We start from the raw sequence: 24,912 nt of genomic DNA, 5'->3' as shown, positions 1-24,912 counted from the left end.
ACTAGGATTCAGCCATGCGCGGCGCACTTCTAGGCGTATTGGGTATCCTGCTCGTCGGCTGCGGCGCGTCGCCGCTGCCGGGCGGCCGCGACGACGCTTGTCCCACGGCCGAGCTCGGCGAGACGGGGGCGCGGGTCTTCGTCGTGCAGCCGCGGGTCGATCCGGCGCATTTCGAGAGCTACGAGGGCTACCGCGCGCACCTCGTCGGCCTCGTCCAGGCGCGCGTCTCGCCGTGCCTCGCGGCGGATCGGCCGAACGTCATCGTGTTCCCGGAAAACACAGGCCTCTCGGCTGGCTTCGTGGGCAGCCGCGGGCAGACGGCGCGGGCGTCGAGCGACGAATTCCCGGCGGCGCTCCTCACGCTCGGCGGGCAATACACGAAGCCGATCGATTTCTACAAATCGAAATGGCCTGAGACGCCGCTGCCCACGCAGATCCTGCTCGGGCTCACGGACACGACCTGGCGGGCGTTTGACGAGACGAACCAGGCGATCGTGAAGGAGACGGGGGCGTGGCTGGTCTCGTCGACGACCGTGAGCGGGCTCGTCGAGCGGAGCGAGGATCCGGCGGAGATCGAGGCGCTCGCGGATCCGGATCTGCAAGACGGCTCGTACGTGTACGTGGCGCGCGACCCGGCCGTGTACAATGCGGCATTCGTGTACGGGCCCGACGGGGCCATCGTCGCGACCCGGAAAAAGCCTTATCCGATCCTCATGGAGGAGGTCGATCTCGCGCTCACGCCGGGGCCGCTCCGCGAGGCGGCTCCGGTGGAGGTGGGTCCGCTCGGGGTCGGCATCGTGACGGGCAAGGACGCGTGGATGCCGGACATGGTGGATCGGCTCGCGGCGCTCGGGGCCGATGTTTTCTTTCAGCCCGAGGCGTTCGCCGGATGGACGATTCCCGAGAGCGCGGACGAGCCGGACGCGTGGGGGCCCGATATTCTCGGCCAGAGCGCGATGGCCGCGGTGCAGAAGCACGGCGCGCTTCGATATGGCGTCGTCCCGCACCTCACGGGCAATCTGTTCGATTTGCCGTTCGACGGGCAATCAATCGTCGTGGGCGACGCCGTGCCCGGCGAGGCGCGGCGCGCGTATGTCGGGCAAAACGAGGCGAGCGGGGTGATCGAGGTCGCGCCGTGGGTGGCGCCGGATCCCGCGGAGAACGATCCAGCGGCGACGCTCGAATCACGCCGGGCCGCGCTCCGCGCCGTGGGGGAGGCGCTCCTTCCGGGCGGCGCCCAGACAAACCAATACGTGGAGACCGTGATCGCCGCGGACCTCGATCCGGCGCTCCCCTTCCCCGCGGAGGCCGCAGGCGCTCCGGGCGCGCTCGGCGCGAGCCAGGCGTTGCCAGGCGGGGAGGCGGAGCAAAGCCATCCGGCGCTCGCGTGGAGCGGCGGCGGGCCGGTCGTGCTCGCGTTTCAGGAGGGATCCCGCGGGGCGACGCGCGTGCTCGTGGCGACGTCGGAGGACGAGGGAAAAACGTTTGGCACGCCGCACCCGGCGGCGTCGGGGGGCGAGGCGCAGATCACGCCGGCCGTGCTCGCGACGGGGGATCACGTGTACGTGGCGTACCAGGAGCGCGGCGCGGCTGGGGCGCGCGTGGCTTGCGTGCTCTCGACCGACCGCGGAAAAACCTTCGGCGCGCCGGTCTTCCTGCCGTCGGAGGGCATGACGCCGGATGCCTGGCTCCCGGCGCTCGCGATCACGAAGGGCCGGGTGCTCCTGGCCTACGTCGACGGTTCGTCGGGGAACGAGCGCGTGATCCTGGCGCGCGCGCCGGAAGGGACGCTCGATTTCGAGGCCCAGCCGATCGAGGGCACGAACATGCATCCCGGCACGAACATCCGGAACAACCAGTGGGCGCCAGCGGTCGCGGCCCTCGGCGACGAGGTGGCGGTCGCCTGGGTCGATTTCCGCAACCATGGCTGGGACGTCTTCCTCGCGCGTTCGGCCGACGGAGGCTTGAGCTTCGGGGCGCCGGTGCGTGTCGACGACGGCACGGACGCACCCGAACGCCTGCACGACGATCCCTCGCTGATCTTCGTGCCCGGCGGAGGCGCGGTGACGGTCGCGCTCGGCTGGAGCGACGTGCGGAGACGGGAACGAAATGCGACGGCGCGTCTGTCGCTGGTCTCTGGCAATGTGCTCGGTCAAAGCCGAAAGCTCGGCGAGGGTCCCGCCGAAGCGAGCGCGTTTCGGCCGAGAGTCGTGGCGCTCGGCGCGGGGAGCTTCGGCGCGGTTTGGCAGGACGATCGGACGGGCGGGAAAGACATCTACCTGGCGACGAGCGTCGGCGGTGGCGCGAGCTTCGGGGCGGAGAGGCGCCTCGACGACGGCGGGGACGGGCCGAGTTATCAGACAGGGCCTGCGGCCGCAGGGAATGGGCTCGGGGGGATGGTGGTGGCGTGGGAGGATACGCGGTCGGGGCGGAGGAGGATCCGGTGGGTGGCGGGGAAGCCGTAGCGGGATAGGATGGTCCGGCCAAACGCGGGGAGCGTGGCGCGGGTTCGTCCGGGAACGCGCGATTCTTGACGTGGGTGGTTCGTCCTGGCACGGTGGGGCGCGTGCACAACCGGTACGATCAGGCCTGCAAGCAGATCCTCTGCGCAGCGCTCGAGCCTTCGGGCGTGTTCGGGCCCGAGATCGAGGTCAGCCCTGATCCACAACGCGTCGATGGGTTTTACGTGCCGGACCCCGCGCGCCCCTCGCCGATCGCGTCGACGTTGCTCGGCCGGATGGGTCGATCGGCCTGCACGTTCGAGGTCTTCTCGGAGACGCCGGACGACGGCGAGCTCATCGCGTGCGTGCGCAAGCACCTCAACCTGAGGCACATCCTGGCGGGGAAAGATCCGCCCGTCCCGCTGCCGCGGCAATGGATCCTCTCGTCGGGTCGGCCGCAGAAGGGGCTCCGAGCGCTGGGCGCGCGGCGCGAGCGAGCGTGGCCGAGCGGCGTCTACGCCATCCCGTCCGGCTTCGCCACCTCGGTCGTGGCGGCAAACGAGCTGCCCGAGGAGCGGTCGACCTTGCTCCTGCGGCTCATGGGTCGTGGACGAACCCTGCGGCGGGCCATCGCGGAGCTCCGGACCCTCGGCGACGACGACTTCGAGCGATGCACGGCCCTGCCGATCCTGGTACGCTTCCGGATCGAGGCGGAGTCCGGTCCTGTCACACCTTCGGATGAGGAATTTCTGATGAGTACGCAGGATGTCCTGGAGATGTGGGAACGACGAGCCGAGGAGCGCGGCGCCCTGCGGGGACGGAAGGAGGGGCTCAAGGAGGGGCTCAAGGAGGGCCAGCGTTCGCTCCTTCTCCAGCTCCTCCGCAGCCGCTTCGGCGAGCTGCCGGCCGCCGTCGTCGACCGTGTCGAAGCAGCCGATACGCAGGCGCTCGAGTCCTTCGCCACGCGCCTGCTCGTCGCGAAAAGCGCGGACGAGGTCATCGCGGACGAGTAAACGGTCTCGTCGAGGTCAAGGCCCCACGAGCCGCACGCCCGACGTGCGCGGGCGGGCCACGCAGGCCAGCACGTACCCCGATTGCTCCTCGTCGGGGCTCAACCCCTCCACGCACGACTGCTCGACCTCTCCTGACAGGCATCGAAGCTTGCAGGTGCCGCAATCTCCCACGCGGCACGAGGTCTCGATGGATAGGCCCGCCGCGGTCGCGGCTTCGAGGATCGTCGCGCCCGCCGGGACGGGCACCGAATGCTCCTTGCCGTCGAGCCGCAAGGTGATGAGCTGCGCCTGCGTGTCGCCCGCCGCGTCGGGACGGACGAAAAACTCCTGGAAGATGCGCTCGGGGGGTACGGAGAGCGCTCGCAGCGCCTCGCCCACGACCGCCATCAGGCCCTCGGGGCCGCATATGTAGAATTCGGCAGCTTTTCCCTGAGCGAGCTCGCCGAGCAACTGGGTCGCTCGCGCGGCGTCGAGGCGCCCCGGGAGCCCGCCCGTGTCCGCGGCGCCTCGCTCCAGAACGTGTACGACGTCCAATCGCCCCCCGCTCTGCTCGATGAGGCGATCGAGCTCGGCGCGCAAGATAATCTCCTCCGGCGCGACGTTGCAATACAAGAGCGACACCGTGGTGTCCGGCTCGCCATGCAAGAGCTCGCGCGTCATGGCGTGGATCGGCGTGATTCCGCTGCCCCCGGCGACCAGGGCCGCGTGTCGCCCCCCGGCGCGCGGCTCGACACAAAAACGTCCCTGCGGCCCGGAGACGGCCAATGTCGAGCCTGGTGCCGCGTGCGCGTACAGGTGATTGGACACGACGCCGCCGGGGACCCGCTTGACGATGATGGAGAGCGGGTCCGCGCGGCCTGGGCTCCCCACGAGCGAATAAGCGCGCGGATGAACGCGCCCGTCGACGGGGACGTGGAACGTCAGGTATTGGCCGGCGCGATGCGGGACCGGCGCGGGCGGCGGGGCGAAGACGAGCTCGACCGACGAGGGCGTCGGCCTTCGCACGGATTCGACCGTCAGGTGGAATCGTTCGAGGTTCATGGCCTTCAGACCCGAACGGGGAGCTCGAGGCAGCCATGAATGAGGGGCGACGGGGTCGGCACCGCCGCGCGCTCCGGATCGGCGCGGAGCTCGGGGAAACGACGATAAAGCGCGGGGACTGCGATCTTCGCTTCGAGGCGCGCCAGGGGCTCGCCGAGGCATTTGTGAATGCCACGGCCGAAGGAGAGGATGTTTTTGGGGTTGCGATCGGGGAGGAAGCGCTCCGGATCGTCGAAGACGCGCGGGTCGCGGTTCCCGGCGAGGCTGAGAGGCCAGACGCGGCTGCCGGCGGGAAGGGTCACGCCGTGGAGCTCGATGTCGCGGCGCGCGATGCGCGGGGCGCCGGTGGCGGGGCCACGGCACCGCAGGACTTCCTCGAGGATCATCGGCGCGCGGCCGAGATCGGCGAGGAGGAACGCCTTGGCCTCCGGGTTCTCGCTGAGGCAGCGCACCGTATTGTTGAGCAGGTTCGTCGTGGTCTCGTGCCCGGCGAACAGGAACAGGGGGCCCATGGCGACGAGCTCGCGATCGGAGAAATTCGCGCCGGCGCCCTGGCTGCGAAGGAAGTCGCTGGTCAGGTCATTGCCGAGGGCGCCCGTGCGCCGCTTTTCGGCCACGAGGGCGGCATAATACTCGGCGAGCTCCCGGCCGGCCCGCTGCGCCTGCTCTTGCTTTCCCTTGGTGCCGATGTGGACGACATCGTCCGCGATGCGCTGGAACGTCCTGAAATCGGAGCGCGGGACGCCGAGGAGTTCGGCGATGACCATGGCCGGCAAGGGGCCGGTGAACGCGCGAACGAGATCGAAGGCCCCGCCCTTGTCCGCCATTTCGGTGAGCAGCTCGTCGCAGAGCTCCTGGATCCGCTGCTCGAGCATGGCCACACGACGGGGCGTGAAGGCGGGCTGCGCGAATGCGCGGAGGCGGGCGTGGTTCGGGTCGTCCTGGAAGACCATGGACGCCGTCGAAAATGCATCGGGCTGCATCTTCAGCGGGTTTTCCGATGAGAATGCGTCGGCGTCCTCCATCGCGCGCTTGACGTCCTCGTATCGGAACAAGAGCCACGAATCCATGACCTCCGCCCAGAGGACGGGGGCCTTTTCCCGGAATTCTCGGTACATCGGGAAGGGGTCGAGCAAGATCTGGGTGTCGAGGAGCATGCGCACATGAATGAATCGGCCGTCGGCATGCAGCAATGACGGGATCCGGGCAAGAGATGACCGATCCCGGTCACGCGCCCCCATCACTCGTGTATGTTCGCGGGCGATGCTCGATCTCGACGCCGTCGTCATCATCATGGCCATTGCGCGGGACGGCTCCCTCGCGCACGCGAGCCGGACGCTCGGGCTTCCGCGCACGACGCTCACCCGTCGCGTGGCCCTGCTGGAGGAGGCGCTCGGCGTGCGGCTCGTCGAGCGAAGCCAGCGGCATCTTCGTCTCACCGAGGCGGGAAGGCTCCTCATCGAGCAAGGTGCGCCGCTCGTGGACGCCGCGCGGCAAGTCGAAGCCACGCTCCAGGCGAGCACGCACTTCCGCCTGCGCACCGCCGTGCCGCCCGGCGTGGGCATGGATCTGCTCGAGCCCCTTCTGAAGCCCGACGACGAGGCGCTCGCCGGTCTCGGGCTGGAAATCGTCTACACGGACCGGGACATGCACCCCATTCGAGACGATTTCGATCTGGTGGTCGGCCTGGTGCCGCCCACCGACGGCACCCTCTACTGTCGCTCCTTCCTGCAATTTTCGTGGCGATGCTTCGCGGCGCCGGCCTATCTCGCCGCGCGAGGCACGCCCACGCGCGCCGCGGACCTCGCCGCGCATTCCTGCATCGCGCTACGCATTCCCGGCGGCGTCTCTCCCTTTTTTTGGCCGTCGCGGGCCGGCAGGGGCTCGCGGGTGAGTCCGTGGTTCGTGTCCAACAGTATGCACGCCGCGCTCGAGATGGTGGTCGCGGGCAGGGGCATCGGGCTCTTGCCGGACATCCCTTTCGCGGCCACGAGCGAGCTCGTCCCGGTGCTGCAAGACGAGATCGGCGCCGAAGGGGAGCTCTTCTTGTCGATGGGACAACGCCTCAACGATTCGAAGCGCGGACGTCGAATCCGGGTCCTCATCGAAAAAGCGCTGCGCCACCTGCGCCAGGCCGGCGGCGCGCGAACCAGGTGATCGCAGGGCCGCTCAGCGCTCGGAGAGCACCTCGACCACGATCTCGCACATATCGTCGCCGCGCAGGGGCGAGCGCGTCTCCTCCACATGGAACCGCACGCCGCCGCCGCCGAAGAGCGCCGCGTACGACGCCGCGCTGATCGGGTTTGGCCCCGCGAAATCCACCCGGTGGAGGAGCTGCATCACGGCGAGGACCGCGCCTTGCTGAAAGAAAAGGCGGTTTCGCACGGACGCACCATAACGCGTGCCGTAATAGATGCTCTCCTGCGTGGTCGGACTCCGCACGACAAGCGATTGGCCCGGGAAAAACTCGACCGAATACCAGCGGCCCCAGCCGAGCACGCGGGCGATCGACAGAAGCTTCTCCAGCCGATGCTCGACCGGCCCCGTCGCCTTCGAGGAAATCGCCCACTCCGGCGAGGAGAGCACCCCGCCAAGCAAATGAAACGACCCCGCCTGCGCAGCCTCACGCACGAGCGCCGCGTACACCGGCACGAGCTCCGGCGTGCGGCTCTCCAAAAGGTGCATCGTGTCGAACGTGATCTGATTGACGTACCCGACCGGCACGAGCGCGAGGCGCACGCCGAACGCCCGCAAAGCGCCCTCCTCGGTCGCCGCGAGGTTCCGGATGACCCGCATCGCCGTGGGAATCGCGTGCGGATACTGCGAGGCCGGCGCGTCGAGCGGCGGCGCCTTGAGCGGGAGCCCCGCGACGACCTGGCGCGTGACCGCCGTCCCGAGCCGCGGCCTCTCCGGGCGGCGCGCGAGCGTGAAGGCGCAGCCGCCGTCGCCCCGCCCCACGCAGTTGACCTCCTCGGCCTCGAAATGGCCCCAGTCCGAGGGGAACGCGAGGCTCGCCGCCGCCGCCGAGAAGCCCGCCGCGAACGAGTCGACCGGCTGCTTGTGGCGGACGATCTTGCCGTACTTCTCGGCGAAGCTCGATCCGTAGAAGAGCGCTTCGCCGCGCACCATGCCGCCCTCGGCCGTCACGTCGAACACGAGCCTCCCGTGGCCCATCGCCGAGAAGAGCGCGGACGCGGCTTCGAGCCGGTCCTTCGCGCCCTCGACGCTCTGGGCCTTGAAGACCGCTTCGAGCAGCGCATGCGAGCTCTCGAAGGCCGATTGCTTGCGCACGGCCCAGCCCTCGCCTCCGAGCGCGTCGGAGATCGTTTGGTCGAGGAAGATCGCGTGGTGGTGGCTCTGGACGTAGACGAGCTGGTCGCTCAGCGTGAGGAGCGAGTGCGGCTGCAAGTCGCGGACGAGCTCGCCGAGCGACTTCATAACTTGCTCCGGAGCTCGGCGCGGTCGATGCCGAGGATGTCCTCCGCCGCGGTCTCGAGCAGGACCATCGCGTCGGCGCCGAGCGACTCGGGGTGGTCGAGCGCGATCGGCTTGATGCCCGCGCGCAGCGACACGCGGAGCCGCACGACGTGCGGATCGGGCGCGTGGGCGTCGAGGTACGCGAGCAGCTTCGTCGCGCGATCGATCTCCGCCTTCGTGCCGCGCGGCGGCGGACGCGACGAACGCACGACGACCGAGCCGCTCGCCGGAAACGCGAGCGTGCGCGCCGGCTCTTCGTGCTCGGGTTCGTCCGGCGCGGGCTTCGAGACGACGTTCACCGTCGGCGGCGGCGTCGAGACCGCAGGCACGCCCGAGGGCGGCGTGATCGACTCCGGCGGCAGCTCGGGCCGGAGCGTCATGGAGATCCGCGACGCGTGGTAGCGGACGAAGCCGAGCGGCACCGTGCCGTCGAAGGAGACCGCCACCACGTGGCTGTGCACGCGCCGGAGCACGATCACGCGACCGGGCATCTCCAGCGTGATCAGCGGATCGGAGAGGTCGGCCGAGCCCGGATCGAGCATGGGCGAGGGCGAGAGGAAATCGAGCCGGCGCGCGTGGACCTGGCTCGTCTTGTAGACCTCGCGCAGGCTCTGCGTGACGGCGCCCGCGGTGTAGCCGGATCCCGGGCGGATCCAGGCCGCGTGAATCTTCCCATCGGCGATGTGGAACACGACGATCGCCTCGACGCCGTCGGCGCTCGCGGCGAGCTGCTCGACGAGGGACGCGCCGGCGGGAGCTCCTTTCGGCCGAGCAGGCCTCGCCGTCATGGTCCTCCGGTGCGCAGCGCGTCGCCGAGCGCGTGCCGGCAAGCGTGGCGAATCCCCAGGGACTGGTTGGGCGTGAGCGGGCGCGTGCGGTTCAGGCCGACGAAGAAGAGCGTCGCGCCGACCTGGAAGCCGATGAGCTGGAAGCACGGCCCCTCGCCGATGTGCATCTCGAAGGTCGCGCCGAGGTTTCCGGGCACCGCCGACGCGAGCGAGGCGATCGACGAGGCGACGAGGCCCGAGCCCGCGAGCTTCGCCTCGGTGTCGCTCACGGCGCCCGCGAGCGGCAGGCCCGCGGCGTCGGCGAGGAAGACGTCGGTCGCGCCCGTGGCTTCGCCGATCCACTGCACGATCTTCTCGCAGCGCTTCACGGGGCTCGTGATGCCCGACAGATCCGGCAGCTTCGGCAGGTTCCGCGGCGAATCGCCCGCGTGTGCGTCCGGGTCGGCGGCGGCGGCGACCTGCCCGCCGCGCGGCAGCGCCTCCGGGAGCGGCGCCGGCGAGGCCTCGGTCGCCGGCGCGGCCGCTCCGGGATCGAAGGAGACGAGATCGGGCGGCAGCGGCTCGACGGCGGGCGCCTTCTTCTTGCCCTTCTCTTCCCCCGAGAGCGAGGTCGCGGCCGCGATCGCGTTCGTGAGGTCAAACGAGGAGCGGGATCGGGCCATCGTCCTCCTCCGTGGCGGCGCCGCCCTGACTGTCGAGGCGATCGAGCACGTCGTTCGCGAGCTGATCGAAGACACGCGCGAGCGGCGGCGGTCGCTTCTGCATGAGCAGGAGCGGCGAGCCGCGCAGCGACGCTTCGAGGAACACCTCGTCACGCGGGATCACGCTGTCGAGGATGATGCCGCCCGGGAAACGCGTCCACAGCGTCTCGGCGACCTCGAGCGAGGCCGGCGTCTGACGATCGAACATCGAGAGCACGATGCCGATCAACGTGAGGCGCGGGTTCTTCTCGGCGCGGACGCGGTCGATGAGCGCGAGGAGCTGGCCGACGGAGCGCAGCGCGAGCGGCTCGGCCTGGAGCGGCGAGAGCACGTGCGACGCGGCCTCGAGCGCGCGTGACGTGACCTTGCCGAGGCCCGCGGGGCAGTCGAGGAGCACGATGTCGAACTCGCTCTCGAGCTTGCTCAGCATGCCGGTGAGCATGCCGGTGCGCGTGAGCGCTTCTTCGAAACCTGCGACGGTCGTGGGATCGACGCGCCCGACGCTGAGCACGTGGAGCTGCGGATCACGGGTGCGGAGCAGGACGTTGCCGATGTGCTCGGCGCCCGTGAGCACCTCTGCGATGCCGGGCCGCGCGCGGTCGGGGAGCCCGAGCGAGAGGCAGAGGCTGCCTTGCGCGTCGAGCTCCATGAGCAGCGTGCGGTGACCGGCCCGGGCGAGGGCGAGACCCAGATTGAGCGAGATCGTGGTCTTACCGACGCCTCCCTTTTGGCTGGCCACGCAGATGACGTGCATGCTCTTCGCGCCATCGTAGCAGGACACCACGCGAAAAGGTGGTGTCGCGCGGCGACGAACTAGATCAGGCTGATCCGCTTCATGAGCGAGCCGCAGAGATCCGACTGCGGATTTCTTTGACGCTCGATCGCGAGCCCAGCCCGGAAGATCGCGCTCGCGCTCTCGATGTTGCCGAGCACGACGTGACACATGCCGAGCATCTCGTGATCGGCCGGATCGCCGTGGGCCGACACGAGGTCCGTGAGGGGTGACACAGCGGCAAGATGCGCATCGCGCATCGCGTCCGTGGGCCGCTCGGGGTTCGGCGCGCCCTTCGCCATGATCATGAGCTTGAACGCGCTTCTCTGGTCCTCCGGCCGATGCTCCGCGAAATCCGGCCTCGCGAAGAGGTCGCGGTATCCCGCGTACGCCTCGTCGAGCTGGCCATCGCGCCAGTGCTTGACGATGACCTTGACCGTCTGGACCAGTTCCTCCTTGTTCGCCATTCTGGGAACCATACACAAGAGCTCGCGCGGAGGGGAGCCGCGAGCGCATTCCGGACACGCGTGGGACGTCCGGAACGGGGAGCGGAGGAGCCGGAAGAGGCTAAGCTCAGCCCAGGATGTTCCTCGATTTCCTGTACGAGCTGCGCGGGAGGCAGGTGCCGGTCGGGACGCAGGAGGCGGTCGCGCTCGGCCGTGCCCTCGCCGCGGGGCTGCACGACGCGTCGCTCGAAGGTTTTTACCACGTGGCGCGCGCCCTCTGCGTGCACTCCGAGGCCCACCTCGACGACTTCGACCTCGCCTTCGCCAAACATTTCCGCGGCGTGCACGTGGAGGCGAAGAAGATCGCGGAGGAGCTGCAGGCGTGGCTCCAGGATCCGAAGCAGCTCCGGCAGCTCAGCGAGGAAGAGAAGGCGATGATCGAGGCGCTCGACCTCGAAGAGGTGCTGCGCCAGTTCGAGGAGCGGCTGCGCGAGCAGAAGGAGCGTCACGACGGGGGCAACCGGTGGATCGGCACGGGCGGGACGTCGCCGTTCGGCCGCGCGGGCTTCCATCCGTCGGGGATGAGCGTCGGCGGCGGCTCGGGCGGCAAGAGCGCGATCCACACGGCGGACGCGCGCAAGTACCGCTCGTACCGCAGCGACATCACGCTCGACGTGCGGACGATCGAGGTGGCGCTGCGCAAGCTCCGCGGCTTCGAACGCGAAGGCGCCCACGAGGAGCTCGACGTCGAGGGGACGATCGACGCGACGGCGCGGAACGCGGGCGAGCTCGAGGTCGTGACGAGGCCGCCGCGACGGCCGAACACGCGCGTCCTCCTGATGATGGACGTCGGCGGCTCGATGGATCCGTACGCGCACGCCGTCTCGCAGCTCTTCAGCGCGGCCAAGCGCGCGACGCACTGGAAGGAGCTACGCACGTACTACTTCCACAACTGCGTCTACGGGAAGGTCTACAAGACCGAGGGTTTTCAGGACCCGGTGAACGTGCGGGACCTCATCCACGAGTGCGGCAAGCACTACAAGCTCGTGATGGTCGGCGACGCGTCGATGGCACCCTACGAGCTGCTCGGCGCGGCGGGCTGGGGCGACGACGCGGGGACGCCGGGCGTCGCGTGGCTCGCGATGCTGCGCGAGCACTTCGAACGGTCCATCTGGCTGAACCCGGATCCGCCGAGCGGCTGGTCGCACGGCACGGTGCAGATCGTGAAGGACGTGTTCCCGATGTACCAGCTCACGCTCGAAGGGCTCGGCGAAGCCGTGGCGCAGCTCGTCCGGGGCGGGCGCACGCGGCGCTAGGACGCGTCGTCCTTCACGGGCAACGTGAGCCGGAAGAGCGCGCCTCCCGAGGGCGCGGAGAGCGCCTCGATCGTGCCGCCGTGCGCTTGCGCGATGACGCGGCACAAGGCGAGGCCGAGCCCCGTGCCCGTCGGCTTGCTGGTCACGCACGGCTCGAAGATGCGCGGCGCAAGCGCCGGATCGATCCCCGGCCCGTCGTCCTCGACCTCCACCACGACGGCCTCGCCGGATGCGTACGCCCGCACGACGATCCGTCCCCTCGCGCGGCCTTCGAGTGCGTCACGCGCGTTCAGGAGCAGGTTCGCGATCACCCGCTCGATCAGGATCCGATCGCAGGCGGCCTCCAGATCCGGCGGCGTCACGCGCACCTCGATCGTCGCGTTCACGTCGAAGAGCTCTCGCTCCGCGGAGGCCACGATCTCAGCGAGGGACGCGGGCTCCACGTCGAGCGGCTCGCCGCGCGCGATGCCGAGCACGCGGTCGATCACCGCTTGCCCCTTGCGCACCTCGTTCTCCGCGCGAGCGAGGTGCTCGCCGAGACGCGCTCGATCCTCCGCGTGGCGCCGCGCGAGGTACAGCGCCGACTCGATCGCGGCGAGCGTGTTCCTGAGCTCGTGCGCCACCCCTGCCCCGAGGGCGCCTGCGATCGCGAGGGCCGCCGCGCGCGCGTCTCGATCGTTCGGATCGGGTGCGGTCGTCACGGCGCGCGAGTCTAGCGCGAAGCGGCGAGAAGCAAGGTCCCCCGGCGACGGCGTGGTCCTCGTCGACTCGCTGCCATTGCACGCCGACGCCGGGGGAACCGATCCAAGCGAAGCAAAGAAAGGAGCGCTCGCGCGCTGCGACGAGGACATCGAGCAAGAGCCGGGCCGCGCGCGCTCGCCCGCATTTCCAGCGTCCTGCCCGGGGGTGCGAAGGCGCCTCCTCTGACAACGCTGTCGCATCGGTGGGTCGTCTTCTGCGCACAGCACTTCGGCACGCGGACGCTCGGGGCGGAGAAAATCAGCCGCCCGCGACGAGCTGGTAGGCGAGACGCGCCGCGAGCGCGAGCGAGACGAGCAGGACGACCGAGCGAATGAGCTGCTCGCCGCCCTTCACGGCCGCGCGTGCGCCGAGGACGCCGCCCACGGCTTGCGCCACCGCCATCGGCAACGCGAGCTGGAAGTCGATCCGTCCGGCGAGCGCGAAGCTCACCATCGCGGCCAGGTTCGAGGCGAAGTTCGCGACCTTCGCGTTGGCCGTCGCGCGCGTGAGGTCGTCACCGAACGCCGTGGTGTAGAGCAGGATCAGGAACGTCCCCGTGCCCGGCCCGAAGAAGCCGTCGTACGCGCCGATCACGAGCGCGATGACCACGGCCGTCGTGAGCGGACGACGCTCCGCGACCGCCCACGGCTTCGGCGCGGGAGGCGGCGCGTCGGGCAACGCTAGCGCCTTCGGCCGTCGCCTCCCGCGTGACGCGAAGAAGACGGCGACGCCGAGGAGGAGCACGAGCACGATCGGGCGCAGCACCTCGGGGCGCGCCGCGAGCAAGGCGCGCGCGCCCGCCGCGGAGCCGAGGGCTGCGGCGAGGAACGTCGGCCAGAAGCGCTTCTTGTCGACGCGGCCCGCGCGCACGAACGAGAGGAGCGACGCGGCCGAGCCGAAGACGGCCTGCCCCTTGTTCGTGCCGAGCGCGAGGCGCGGATCGGCGAGCGCCACGAGCAGCGCGGGCACCGTGAGCAGACCACCGCCGCCGGCGATCGCGTCGATCAGACCGGCGGCGAGGGCGACCGCGCAGAGGAGCGGGAGGACGAGCACGAACGCGAGGGCGTTCCTACTCCAAAAGCGAACCCGCTGTCACTCGGCGTCGGCCGACGCGAGCACGGGTGCAGGGGCGGCGGACGCGGCTGCACGTTCCCGCGCGAACGAGCTCTTCACCGCGGCGAGATCGAGCGGCGAGAAGCGCGCGTCCGGGGCGCCGCCGAAGAGCTCCAGGCGGATGGCGCGGTGCGCTGGTGCGACGCCGCCTTCCCCGCAGATCACGGCCGCGATCTCGGACGACTTCGCCGCGCCCGAGCCCGTGATCTCCACGAAGACGTCGAGCGTGACGAGGTCTCCGAAGAGCCCCGCGCGCTCGAGCGCCGCGCGCGCGTCCGCGCCGCCGACCTCGGCTGAGAGCAGATACTTGCGCACGTCGACGACCTTGCCGATCCCCTCGATCTCGCGACGGATCGGCAGCGTCGACGCGGCCATCGCCGCGCGGCACGCGGCCGAAAGCGTCTCCTCGGCCGTTTGTCCCGGCGGCACCACGAGCGCCGAACGCGCGAGCGCGAGCACGTACCTTGCGCCCCGAATCACGCGCGAGATCGCTGCGTCTTCAGACCCGAGCAGCGCGGCGCCGCGGAACCGGAGGCCCGAGGGGCTCGCCGCGTTCATCCGCTCGACGAGCGACGCGACCTCGGCAGGCTCCAGCGCGCGTTCGAGCCGCACGTCCGCGTACTCGTCGAGGCTCGCCACGCCGAGCGAGAGCGCCGGCGAGAAGATCATGTCGGGCTTCGGGTGGAAGCCTTTCGTGTAGACCATCCGCTCGCCGACGCGCCGGAACACCCGCGGCAGCTCCCGCACCACGTCGAGGTGCCCGAGCAGCGCCATCGCGCCCGTCTTCTCGAACCGGATCCGATACAAGAACCCACCGCGCCCCTTCATCGGCGGGGCCTTCTTCACCGGCGCGGGCGCCTGCTCGATCGCCTCGTCCTCGCCGTCCTCCGCGCGCACCTCGACCACCGGCGGCGCCACCGGCGGGTCCGTGACCAGCGGCAGCCGCTTGTTCGCGCCGAGCCTGCGGAGGAAGTCGACCCGCTCGTTTCGCATCTGCGTCATGTCGCAGGCCACGCCGCAGTCGTAACAGACGAGCCTGCGTTGATCGGCGACCGCGTCGTCCACGTTCGTGTGGTGCACGAACGTCCCCGCGACCTTCCCGCACGGCGGGCTCAACCGACTCTGCAGCGCCTTCCGGTACTCGCGCGCCAAAAACCCTTCTTCGAGGCCGACGTCGATGTGGTCCCAGGGCAGCCGCGCAGTCACGGGGATCGTGCCGAGGAACCGCGACCGATCCGTCCCGAAGTGCGTGAAGGCCTCCTCCCACACGTCGAGCCGCAGCCGATCGTCCCACGAGTCGAAGCGCGCTCCGTTCCGATACGCGCGCTCCAGCACGTCGCACAGGCTCCGATCACCTCGCGCAAAGATCCCTTCGAGCACGCTCGCCTCGGCGCCGTGCGTCTTGAGCTTCACGTTGCGGTGGGGCCTCACCGTCTGGCGCAGCAGGTCCTGCTTGCGTGAGACCTCGCCGAGCGTGTCCATCGCGGCCCACTGGAACGGCGTGTGGGGCTTCGGGACGTGCGTCGACACGCTCACCGTCACCTCCACGTTCTTCTTGCCGATCTTGCGCCCCACGCCGGCCGTGCGTGCGCCCATCTCCACGATCCCGGTGACGTCCGCGTCCTCCTCGGTCGGCAGGCCGATCATCGAGTAGAGCTTCATCCGGTCCCAGCCGCGCGAGAAGATGCGCTCGGCCGTCTCGAGGAGCTGCTCCTCCGTGACGTTCTTGTTCACCACGTCGCGCATCCGCTGCGTGCCTGCCTCCGGCGCGAACGTCAGGCCCGTCGCGCGCACGCGCTTCAGCTCGTCGAGCAGATCGGGCTCGAGGCCGTAGGCGCGCAGCGACGACACGCTCATGCTCACGCGCTCCTTCGCGAGTTTGTCCGCGACCTTCTTGATGAGCGGCGAGATGCACGACACGTCCGCCGTGCTCAGCGCCGTCAGCGACACCTCGTCGTTGCCCGACGCGCGCACCGCTTCGAGCACCGTGTTCACCACCTGCTCGGGGTCGCGCTCGCGCACGGGCCGGTAGATCATGCCTGCCTGGCAGAAGCGGCATCCTTCCGTGCAACCACGCGCGATCTCGATCGACACGCGGTCGAAGATCGCCTCCGGCCCGCCCGTCGGGCTCACGGCGGGGAACGGGTACTTGTCGAGATCGACGAGCGCGCGGTTGACCGGCAAAGGCAGACCCTTCTCGCTCGGCGCGACCACCACCTGAAACCCCGTCTCCGGATCTTCCTCCGTCCGGTAGAGCGAGGGCACGTAGACCGCGCCGAGCTTCCCGAGGGCCACGAGCCGCTCGCGCCGCGGCACGCCGGCCTTCTTCAGCCGCGTCCACGTCAGCGCCACCTGGGTCGCCTTCTCCTCGCCGTCGCCGATCACCACCGCGTCGATGAACGCGCTCAGCCCCTCGGGGTGCGTCGCCACCGGCCCGCCCGCGATGACAAGCGGATCGTCCTCGCCGCGCTCGGACGAACGCAGCGGCACGCCGCCGAGGTCCAGCATGAGCAGGACGTTCGTGTACGTCAGCTCGAACTGAAGCGAGAAACCGACCACGTCGAAGTCCCGCAGCTTTCGTTTGCTTTCCAACGAAACGAGCGGAATGTTCCGGGCTCGTAGCTCTGCCTCGACGTCCTTCCACGGCGCGTAGCAGCGCTCGGCCAGCGTGCGCGGATCGTCGTTCAGGAGCTTGTAGAGAATCTTGAACCCGAGGTGGCTCATCCCGATGTCGTAGACGTCGGGGAACGCGAGGCAGACCGTCGCCTCCACACTGGACCAGTCCTTGACGACCGAGCCGACCTCGCCGCCCGTGTAACGCGCGGGCTTCTCCACCCGATCGAGGAAAGCGGCGTACGGGTGGCCATCGAGAACTGCGGGAGCGTCTGCCATGGGAAAACCTCGGGCGAAGGTTCATTCGGGTAGCACGCGAAAACCGCAGCGAGAAGGATCGCGTGCGCCGAAGCTGCGCATGGGGGCGCCGGGTTGCGCAGGCTCCACTTGGCGACTAGGTTGCCCGCCCTCGTGTCAAGGCGTTTCGAGCTCGTCTCAGGCTTCACCCCGTGTGGCGACCAACCTCGCGCGATCGAGGAAATCTGCGGGGCGTTCGGCCGAGCCGAGACGTTCCAGTGCCTGCTCGGCGTCACGGGCAGCGGCAAGACGTTCACGGCGGCCAAGGTCATCGAGCGCCTCCAGCGCCCGACGCTCGTCCTCGCGCCGAACAAGACGCTGGCGGCCCAGCTCTACGGCGAGATGCGCGAGCTCTTCCCGAACAACGCCGTCCACTACTTCGTCAGCTACTACGACTACTACCAGCCCGAGGCGTACGTCCCGTCGAGCGACACCTTCATCGAGAAGGACGCGATCATCAACGACGCCATCGACCGGATGCGCCACGCGGCCACGCACGCGCTCCTGTCCCGGCCGGACGTTCTCATCGTCGCCTCCGTGAGCTGCATCTACGGCATCGGCTCGGCCGAGAGCTACCACGGCCTGCTCATCAAGATGGAGCGCGGCCAGGAGTTTCGTCGCGACGAGCTCCTCCGGCGCCTCGTCGACATCCAGTACGATCGCAACGACATCGACTTCCACCGCGGCACCTTCCGCGTGCGCGGCGACGTCGTGGAGATCTTCCCCGCGTACGAGGAGAACATCGCGATCCGCGTCGAGTTCTTCGGCGACGAGATCGAGGCCATCAAGGAGGTCGATCCCGTCCGCGGCAAGGTGCTCGGCACGCTCGACCGCATCGCGATCTACCCCGGCTCGCACTACGTCACCGAGCAGCAGCAGCTCCGCATCGCCATCGCCTCGATCCGCGAGGAACTGCGCGACCGGCTCGACTTCTACGACAAGGCCGGCCGCTTCCTGGAGAAGCAGCGCATCGAGCAGCGCACGATGTACGACCTCGAAATGCTCGAGCAGATGGGCTTCTGCAACGGCATCGAGAACTACTCGCGCCACCTCTCGGGCCGCAAGCCGGGCGAGCCGCCGCCCACGCTGATCGACTACTTCCCCAAGGACTTCCTGCTCATCATCGACGAGTCGCACCAGACGATCCCGCAGGTCGCGGCGATGTACCGCGGCGACCGCGCGCGCAAGGAGACGCTCGTCGAGTACGGCTTCCGCTTGCCGAGCGCGCTCGACAACCGTCCCCTCAAGTTCGAGGAGTTCGAGTCGCACTACGACCGCGTCCTGCTCGTCAGCGCCACGCCCGGCGACTACGAGCTCCAGAAGACCGGCGGCGTCGTCGTCGAGCAGATCATCCGCCCGACGGGCCTCACGGATCCGCAGATCGTCGTCCGCCCCGTCTCCGGCCAGGTCGACGACCTGCTCGAGCGCATCCGCGAGCGCGTCTCCGTGAACGAGCGCATCCTCGTCACCACGCTGACGAAGCGCATGGCCGAGGATCTGACCGAGTACTACACGGAGCTCGGCGTGCGGGTCCGCTACCTGCACTCCGACATCGACACGCTCGAACGCGTGGAGATCCTCCGTGACCTCCGGCGCGGCGAGTTCGACGTCCTCGTCGGCATCAACCTGCTGCGCGAGGGCCTCGATCTGCCCGAGGTCTCGCTCGTGGCGATCCTCGACGCCGACAAGGAAGGCTTCCTCCGCAGCCCGCGCTCGCTCATCCAGACGATCGGCCGCGCCGCGCGTAACGTCCGGGGCGAGGTCATCATGTACGGCGATCGCGAGACGGACGCGATGCGTTACGCCATCCAGGAGACGAACCGCCGCCGCGAGCTGCAGAGCGCGTACAACGTCGCGCACAACATCACGCCTGCGACGGTCACGAAGGCGATCCTCGATCTCTCGCCGACCTCCGGCGCGCGCGACTACTACGCCGTCCCCAAGGGCGGCGCGCGCGGCGCTGGGCCTTCGGGCAAGGACACAGCGCCTACGGCCGCCGATCTGGCCGAGCGCATCGAAGCGCTGCGCCTCGAAATGTTTGCCGCCGCCGAGAACCTCGAGTTCGAGAAGGCCGCGCGCCTGCGTGATCAGCTCCGGACGCTCAAGGGAGAGCTCGCGGATTCGGGCGAGGAGGCCGCGCCCCCGGTGACCAAGGCCAAGCCTCGGGCGAAGGCCAAGTCGGGCGCGGCGCCGGCGGCGCGCGGCGGCGCGAAGAAGTCGAGCGCGCGTGGCAACGGCAGCACGGGCACGGGCCGAGGCCGCTACCGCTGAGCGGCGGCGGCCTTCGGGCCCGGCGCGATCTCACTCGCTGCGGCGGATCGCGGGGATGTAGCGGGCCTCGATCGGCCCCTCGGCGCACGCCGCTTCGAGCGATTCGATGTCGGCGTGCACGCGCGACACGTCCTCGACGAGGGCCTTCGTGTCGAAGCCTGCCGTGCCCTCGGGCGTCTCGCGCAGCTGGTCGAGGGCGAGCTCGAGCAGCTGGGCTGCGCCGCTCGGGCTCTTGGCGCGATACAGCTTGTGCATCGCCGTGGCCACGAGGATCAGCCCCTTGACGAGCTCGCGCGATGGATCGGTATCCGGCTGCGCGCGCCGGTACTCCTCCCAGATCTCTTGCGCGTCGTAAAACCGCTCGGCGGCGTACGCGTCGAGCCCGCTCTGGAACAGCGTCTCCGGGTCGTTCGACGGCAGCGATGCCCGCGGCACGAGCACGGGCCCTGCGCCCACGGTCTTCAGCGGCGGAATGAACGCGTCTTCCAGGTTCTTCTGCGCGACCGACAGGAGGCGCTTGAGCTCCGCGAGGGAGGTGCGCGTCGCATCGCGGAACGTGGCGAGATCGAGCCCGCCGTAGACATCGGGCAGCGCGTCGAGCTTGACGAGTGCGCGTTCGAGCAGGTGCACCGATCCGCGGAGCTCCGCGTTGTGACGAACCTTGTGCATCGCGTTCGTCACATGAATGATCGCCTGCAAAAAGCGGCGGTTTGTCTCGTTTGGCTCGTCCTGGGAGACCTGCGTCCAGATGTCGTAGGCGTCGAAATGGCAACCCGCGCGGTACGCCTCGAGACCCCGATTGAAAGCAGCTTCACGATCTTCGTTCGCGTCGTCGGCCATGGCGGCGTGGGAGACGATACACGACCCGTTAGGGGTTTGAAAGGGCGGGTGCGTGCTCCTCCGCCGATCTCTCGTCGACCGAGCGGGCTCGTGACCACGCGCATGCGCCAACCGATCGACACTTCGGGTCTGTCCGGGGACATGTGCAGCGCCTACCCGATCCACCTCACACTCCGTGGATCACGGGGCCGAAGCTCGGACGCGTCGATCGACGCCGTCGCTCTTTTACCGCTCGCCTTTCGTCGGTGTCCCGCATCGTGGATGCATCCGCTGCGAGACGCTCTCTTGGGCGTCTCTGGATCGGACGACAACATTCTTCGGAGAGAACTTCATGATCGGAACGACACGAACGAGCCTGGTCCTCCTCCTTTCGGCTGTCGCGCTCGCCGGCGCCGCCGGTTGCGGCGACGATGGCCCTCTCCCGCTCGGCAACTCGAGCTCGAGCGGCAGCGGTGGAATGGGCGGGGCCGGCGGGATGGGCGGGATGGGCGGTACGGGCGGAATGGCCGGCATGGGTGGCTCCGGCGGCGCGGGGGGCACGGCCGACGTCTGCGGCGACGGCGTGGTCCAGGGGGAGGCCTGTGACGATGGCAATACGGCGGCGGGCGACGGCTGTGACGCCGCGTGCGCCATCGAGGCTGGGTTCGACTGCACCGGCGCGCCCTCCGTGTGCACGCCGATCTGCGGCGACGGCCTCGTGAAAGGCGCCGAAGCCTGCGACGACGGCAATACGATGCCCGGCGACGGCTGCGACGCCGCGTGCGCCATCGAAACAGGGTATCAGTGCACCGGCGAGCCGAGCGCCTGCTGTGCTCCGCAGCCCGAGATTTGCGACGGAATGGACAACGATTGCAATGGCACCCCGGACGAGGGCTGTGATTGCATCGACGGCACCACGCAGCCTTGTTACATGGGCCCGCCGGGCACCGAGAACGTCGGCATCTGCGTCGGCGGCACCCAGACGTGCGCGAGCGGCGCCTGGGGCGCCTGCGTCGGTGAGGTCGTCCCCGCGATGGAGACCTGCGACGGCGTCGACCAGGATTGCGACGGCACGCCCGACGACAGCATTGGCTGCGTCTGCATGCCCGGCACCACGACGAATTGCTACACGGGCCCGATGAACACCGAGAACGTCGGCCAATGCAAGGGCGGCACCAAGACCTGCGCGGCGGACGGCAAATCGTACGGCCCCTGCCTCGGCGAGATCCTCCCCTCGCTGGAGAACTGCGCCACCGCCGTCGACGACGATTGCAATGGCGTGGCGCCCGCGTGCACCGGCGCGCACGTGGCCAGCAAATCCTTCGGCGACGCCAGTGCCCAGCAGGGGCTCGCGATCGCCGTCGACGCCATGGGCAACGTCCTCGTCGCGGGCAATTTCACCGGCACGATCGATTTCGGCGGCGGCACGCTCACGAGCGCGGGCGGCATCGACGTGTTCGTCGCGAAATTCACCCCGCAGGGCAACCACGTCTGGTCGAAGGCGTACGGCGGCGCCGGGGATCAGAGCGCCACGGGCATCGCCGTCGACGCGCAGGGCAATGCGTTCGTCACGGGCAACTTCGCCACGGCGATCACCATCGGCGCCACGACCCTCACGAGCGCGGGCGTCGACGATTTCTTCGTGGCGAAGCTCGACCCCGCCGGGGCCGAGCTCTTCGCCAAGGGATTCGGCGCGACGTTCACGCAGACCTCCTCGGGCATCGCCGTCGACAACGCGGGCAACGTCGCCGTCACCGGCGCGTTCTCCGGCACGTTCCCCTGGGGCGCGACGATGCTCACGGGCGGCGGCAACCTCGACGCATTCGTGGCGAAGATGGACAACGCGGGCAACCCGCTCTGGGCCAAGGGATTCGGCACCGCCCAGAACCAGCAAGGCCTCGACGTCGCCACCGACGCCGCCGGCAACGTCGTCATCGTCGGCGCCATGGAAAACACGACCGATTTCGGCGGCGGGCAGCTCGTGAGCGCCGGCGGCGAGGACATCTTCCTCGCGAAATTCGGCCCCACGGGCAATCACCTCTTCAGCCAGCGCTATGGCGACGCCTCGGATCAGCGCGCCCTCGCGGTGGCCACGGATCCGAGCGGCAACCTCCTCGTCACGGGCCAGTATGCGGGCACGGTCGACCTCGGCGGCGGCACCTACACGAGCGTCGCCGCCGACGACGGGTTCGTCGTGAAGTTCGATCCGAACGGCAATCACGCCTGGAGCAAGAGCTTCGGCGCCGTGAGCGCGCAGCGCGGCAAGGACATCACGGCCGACGCCTTCGGCAACGTCGTTCTCACGGGCGAATTCTTCAGCGCCGTCGGGTTCGGCGCCAATACGATCGCCACCGCGGGCATGTCCGACATCTTCGTCGTCAAGCTGAGCCCCACGGGCACGCAGGTCTGGCTCCGCGGCTATGGCAGCACGAACAACGACCGCGGCGAGGCCGTCGCCGTCGACGCCTCCGGCGCCCCCTGGGTCACTGGCTCGTTCGTCGGAACCGTCAATTTCGGCGGCGGCGCCCTCGCGGGCGGCGCGGCCGACAACGTCTTCCTCCTCGGCCTCGCGCAGTGAACCACGCCCACCTTCCCCGCGCGTGATCTGGCCGCGGGGGCGAGCGAAATGACGCGCTCGCCCTCGCGGCGCCTTCGCGATGTGTGTGGACCTCCGCGCCTTTCGGGGCTACACCTTCCAGGTGACGAAGGATCAAGGGAAACGCGGGGGCCGGGGTCGTAAAAAGGGCAAGGAGGCACCCGCGAAGGGCTCGTGGGGCAGCCTCGCCGCGGCGATCGGCGCCGTCGCGATGCTCGGCGTCCTGCTCTACGGCTCCTTCAAGGCGGAAGATCCGACGGCCGCCGTGAGCCCCGAGCCCGCCCCCGCCGCCACGACCACGCCTCCCGCCGTCACGACCGCGCCTGCCCCCACCCCGCCGCCCGCGCCCGGAAAATCGGCGAATGGCGAGAACTGGAACGACGCGCAGATCGCGTGGCAGGGCTACGAGGCCGGCATGGCGAAGGCCAAGACCGAGAACAAGCCGGTTTGTCTCGTCTTCTACACGTCCTGGTGCCCGCATTGCCGCAATTACGCGAACGTCTTCCAGGATCCGCGCATCGTGGCGCGCGCCAAGGATTTCGTGATGATTCGCGTGAACCCCGACGACGAGTCCGCGATTGGCGACCGGTACGCCCCTGACGGCTCCTACGTCCCGCGCACGTTCTTCCTCGCCCCGGACGGCGCGCACATGGCCGACGTCCACGCGCCGCGCCCCAAGTTCCAGCATTTCTACGACGAGAGCGACCCGGCGTCGCTGCTCGGCGGCATGGATGCCGCTCTGCGCAAGCTCGCGCGGCCGATGTAAATGGCGCCTACTCCTCCGGCTCCAGATCCGGACGGCGCTCCCCCATTCCGATCCCCCACCCCATCGAATACCGCGCGTTGATCTCGCAGCGCGGATTGAACCCGAGGCTCCCCTTCCCGTCCCGAAAGCGGAACGCGTCGAGCCCAAACGGCCCGAAATAACCCGCCGCCGCGAGCGCCGCGCCAGCTTGCTCCACCGCCTGCGCGAACAGCTCCGTCTCCTCCCGGCCGATGTCCCCGGGCTTCGCGGGCCGCGTCGACAGCCACGTCCCGTCCGGCGCCGTCTCCTGCCACGTCGGCTCGCCGCGCGTGAGACGCCCCTCGCGCGACACGAACCCGTGCCACCCGAAATCGGCCACGCGATCGACCCACGGCTCCACCACGAGCGCGCCGAACGAGCGGAGCGACGCTTCAATCCAGGCCCGCGCCGCGCCGAGCACCTCGTCCTCCCGCGCCCGCCGCCGCCCACGCCCCGCGAATCCGTGCGGCCTGCGCAAAAGCCAGTTTCCCCCCGGCGACGGCGCCGCGAGCGCCTCGCGCACCTCCTCGAGCGTCGTCACGATGCGTTGCCCGGCCAGCGTCGCCCCGAGCCCGAGCGAGAATCGCCGATCGTTCACCTGACGCAGCACCTCGTACGAAGGCGCCGCGGGCACGCGCGCCCCTGCCTGCGCGAGCGCCACGAGCGCCCGCGGCGTCGGGAGCCACGCCCTTCCCACGGCCCCTTCCGCGCGCCGCGCCTCGTCTGGCGCGCCAAACAGCACGAGATCGTCCGGACGCACCAATGCCCCGAGCCGCCCCGCGAGCTCCGGCAGCCGCGCCCGTGCTTCAGCCCCGAGCGTCCTTCGCGCGTCTTCGAGCTCGACCTCCGCGCCGAGGTTCAGGAGCCACGCGGTTCGGGGGCCCATTTGTCGAGTTCCTGCAAAAATTGCTCCGGGAAACCCGCCCGGATCCGATCCTCTCGATTCAATGGCGTCCCTCGCATCACCATCGGCGAAAGCGGCTCCGGCAAATGCGCACGCCATGCCTCGAAATCGAGCCCTTCGGTAAACCGCCGGAACCACCGCACGCCGAACCGCACATGCGGCACCTCCTCGGCGCAGACGATCTCCTGAATGCGCGCCCCCTCCTCGTCCCCGATCGCGCGAAATCGCCCTGCGAACCGCGCCGTGTGGTCGAGGTTGCCCCCTTCGAGCCCCATCCCCATCACGGCCGCGAAATGCGCCGGCGACTTCGACCGTGGCACCCGCTCCCAGAACCAATCCCGCACCGGAAACGCCCCGAATGCGTGACCGAGCCCCTCCATGTACTGCGCGTACATCGCCATGTGCCGGATCTCGTCCCCGGCAATACGGAGAAGCCCCTTCTTGAACGCCCTTGGCGCCTCGGGAAACGCGAGCAGCGCCCAGGCCATCAGCTCGGCGGCCTGCAATTCGTGATGCAGGAACGTGTGCACGAGCTGCGCCCGTCGCGCCGGATCCCGGATCGCGTCCGGCCCCGGCGACTTGTGCGCCCGTTTCGCAATCTCGAGCGAGCTCGGCCTCCCCGGCCGCTCGATCCGCCGCGCGGGCGCGTCTTCTTCCCATCCCGCGGGCACGGGCGGCGGGGCGAGCTTGTGCGCGAGCTCCTCGCTCGTCACGTAATCGTACGCCCAGCGCTCCGCCGTCCCTTCCGGCGGTATCGGGATGGTGATCACGACCGTGCT

At 69.6% G+C, this 24,912-nt stretch carries 20 protein-coding genes; 7 read left to right on the top strand and 13 right to left on the bottom strand.

Annotated elements, in window-relative coordinates; genetic code table 11:
- The first annotated feature begins 14 nt into the window (after nt 1–14).
- Nucleotides 15–2,465 (top strand): hypothetical protein, encoded by a 2,451-nt coding sequence (locus QHF85_RS06405; protein ID WP_281326171.1) that lies wholly within the window; start codon nt 15–17, stop codon nt 2,463–2,465.
- A gap of 101 nt (nt 2,466–2,566) precedes the next feature.
- Nucleotides 2,567–3,454, top strand: coding sequence for a DUF4351 domain-containing protein (locus tag QHF85_RS06400; RefSeq protein WP_281326170.1), 888 nt, complete (start codon nt 2,567–2,569; stop codon nt 3,452–3,454).
- Nucleotides 3,455–3,469: 15 nt separating this feature from the next.
- Here QHF85_RS06400 and QHF85_RS06395 read toward each other — a convergent pair whose 3' ends face one another.
- Together QHF85_RS06395 and QHF85_RS06390 are read right to left on the bottom strand one after the other, a co-directional pair.
- Nucleotides 3,470–4,495 (bottom strand): ferredoxin--NADP reductase, encoded by a 1,026-nt coding sequence (locus QHF85_RS06395; protein WP_281326169.1) that lies wholly within the window; start codon nt 4,493–4,495, stop codon nt 3,470–3,472.
- A gap of 5 nt (nt 4,496–4,500) precedes the next feature.
- Entirely contained in the window at nt 4,501–5,652 is a 1,152-nt protein-coding gene (locus tag QHF85_RS06390; RefSeq protein ID WP_281326168.1) for a cytochrome P450, read from the bottom strand.
- A gap of 106 nt (nt 5,653–5,758) precedes the next feature.
- Here QHF85_RS06390 and QHF85_RS06385 point away from each other — a divergent pair, with 106 nt between their 5' ends.
- Complete coding sequence (locus tag QHF85_RS06385) at nt 5,759–6,652, top strand: LysR family transcriptional regulator (protein WP_281326167.1); 894 nt, start codon at nt 5,759–5,761, stop codon at nt 6,650–6,652.
- Between the two features lie 12 nt (nt 6,653–6,664).
- Here QHF85_RS06385 and QHF85_RS06380 read toward each other — a convergent pair whose 3' ends face one another.
- From QHF85_RS06380 to QHF85_RS06360, 5 genes are read right to left on the bottom strand one after another with little or no spacing between them, the layout of a single operon-like run.
- Nucleotides 6,665–7,933 (bottom strand): hypothetical protein, encoded by a 1,269-nt coding sequence (locus QHF85_RS06380; protein WP_281326166.1) that lies wholly within the window; start codon nt 7,931–7,933, stop codon nt 6,665–6,667.
- Nucleotides 7,930–8,760, bottom strand: coding sequence for a hypothetical protein (locus QHF85_RS06375; protein ID WP_281326165.1), 831 nt, complete (start codon nt 8,758–8,760; stop codon nt 7,930–7,932). Before QHF85_RS06375 ends, QHF85_RS06380 begins: the two co-directional genes overlap by 4 nt.
- The gene (locus QHF85_RS06370) at nt 8,757–9,422 is read right to left on the bottom strand and encodes a hypothetical protein (protein ID WP_281326164.1); all 666 of its coding nucleotides are present in this window, start codon (nt 9,420–9,422) and stop codon (nt 8,757–8,759) included. Before QHF85_RS06370 ends, QHF85_RS06375 begins: the two co-directional genes overlap by 4 nt.
- Nucleotides 9,397–10,242 (bottom strand): ParA family protein, encoded by an 846-nt coding sequence (locus QHF85_RS06365; RefSeq protein WP_281326163.1) that lies wholly within the window; start codon nt 10,240–10,242, stop codon nt 9,397–9,399. Before QHF85_RS06365 ends, QHF85_RS06370 begins: the two co-directional genes overlap by 26 nt.
- A gap of 32 nt (nt 10,243–10,274) precedes the next feature.
- Nucleotides 10,275–10,700: a hypothetical protein gene (locus QHF85_RS06360; protein ID WP_281326162.1), complete on the bottom strand. Its 426-nt coding sequence runs from the start codon at nt 10,698–10,700 to the stop codon at nt 10,275–10,277.
- A gap of 116 nt (nt 10,701–10,816) precedes the next feature.
- Here QHF85_RS06360 and QHF85_RS06355 point away from each other — a divergent pair, with 116 nt between their 5' ends.
- Nucleotides 10,817–11,995, top strand: a complete 1,179-nt coding sequence (locus tag QHF85_RS06355) for a VWA domain-containing protein (RefSeq protein WP_281326161.1) — start codon at nt 10,817–10,819, stop codon at nt 11,993–11,995.
- On the opposite strand, the gene QHF85_RS06350 is transcribed toward QHF85_RS06355, so the two are convergent.
- From QHF85_RS06350 to QHF85_RS06340, 3 genes are all read right to left on the bottom strand, one after another.
- Entirely contained in the window at nt 11,992–12,696 is a 705-nt protein-coding gene (locus QHF85_RS06350) for a HAMP domain-containing sensor histidine kinase (RefSeq protein WP_281326160.1), read from the bottom strand. The two genes, QHF85_RS06355 and QHF85_RS06350, sit on opposite strands and share 4 nt — an antisense overlap.
- Nucleotides 12,697–12,994: 298 nt before the next feature.
- Complete coding sequence (locus QHF85_RS06345) at nt 12,995–13,789, bottom strand: TSUP family transporter (RefSeq protein ID WP_281326159.1); 795 nt, start codon at nt 13,787–13,789, stop codon at nt 12,995–12,997.
- A 39-nt stretch (nt 13,790–13,828) separates the two neighbouring features.
- Nucleotides 13,829–16,741 carry a TIGR03960 family B12-binding radical SAM protein gene (locus QHF85_RS06340; protein WP_281326158.1) on the bottom strand — a complete coding sequence of 971 codons (2,913 nt, stop codon included), beginning with the start codon at nt 16,739–16,741 and terminating at the stop codon, nt 13,829–13,831.
- 132 nt (nt 16,742–16,873) lie between these two features.
- On the opposite strand from QHF85_RS06340, the gene uvrB reads away from it, so the two are divergent.
- Entirely contained in the window at nt 16,874–19,030 is a 2,157-nt protein-coding gene (gene uvrB / locus QHF85_RS06335; protein WP_281326157.1) for an excinuclease ABC subunit UvrB, read from the top strand.
- Nucleotides 19,031–19,060: 30 nt separating this feature from the next.
- On the opposite strand, the gene QHF85_RS06330 is transcribed toward uvrB, so the two are convergent.
- On the bottom strand, nt 19,061–19,870 hold the full coding sequence (locus tag QHF85_RS06330; protein WP_281326156.1) for a DUF309 domain-containing protein: 810 nt from the start codon (nt 19,868–19,870) through the stop codon (nt 19,061–19,063).
- Between the two features lie 331 nt (nt 19,871–20,201).
- On the opposite strand from QHF85_RS06330, the gene QHF85_RS06325 reads away from it, so the two are divergent.
- Nucleotides 20,202–22,427: a DUF4215 domain-containing protein gene (locus QHF85_RS06325; protein ID WP_281326155.1), complete on the top strand. Its 2,226-nt coding sequence runs from the start codon at nt 20,202–20,204 to the stop codon at nt 22,425–22,427.
- A gap of 79 nt (nt 22,428–22,506) precedes the next feature.
- Nucleotides 22,507–23,211, top strand: coding sequence for a thioredoxin family protein (locus QHF85_RS06320; protein ID WP_281326154.1), 705 nt, complete (start codon nt 22,507–22,509; stop codon nt 23,209–23,211).
- A gap of 7 nt (nt 23,212–23,218) precedes the next feature.
- On the opposite strand, the gene QHF85_RS06315 is transcribed toward QHF85_RS06320, so the two are convergent.
- Together QHF85_RS06315 and QHF85_RS06310 are read right to left on the bottom strand one after the other, a co-directional pair.
- The gene (locus tag QHF85_RS06315) at nt 23,219–24,115 is read right to left on the bottom strand and encodes a hypothetical protein (RefSeq protein ID WP_281326153.1); all 897 of its coding nucleotides are present in this window, start codon (nt 24,113–24,115) and stop codon (nt 23,219–23,221) included.
- Nucleotides 24,088–24,903: a DUF455 family protein gene (locus QHF85_RS06310; RefSeq protein WP_281326152.1), complete on the bottom strand. Its 816-nt coding sequence runs from the start codon at nt 24,901–24,903 to the stop codon at nt 24,088–24,090. Before QHF85_RS06310 ends, QHF85_RS06315 begins: the two co-directional genes overlap by 28 nt.
- Nucleotides 24,904–24,912 lie beyond the last annotated feature (9 nt).

Origin of the sequence: Polyangium sp. 6x1 (genome assembly GCF_029946515.1) — a bacterium.
Classification (GTDB): Bacteria; Myxococcota_A; Polyangia; order Polyangiales; family Polyangiaceae; genus Polyangium.
Note: the sequence above shows the minus strand (reverse complement) of the source record. Positions and strands in the feature narration are given on the sequence as shown.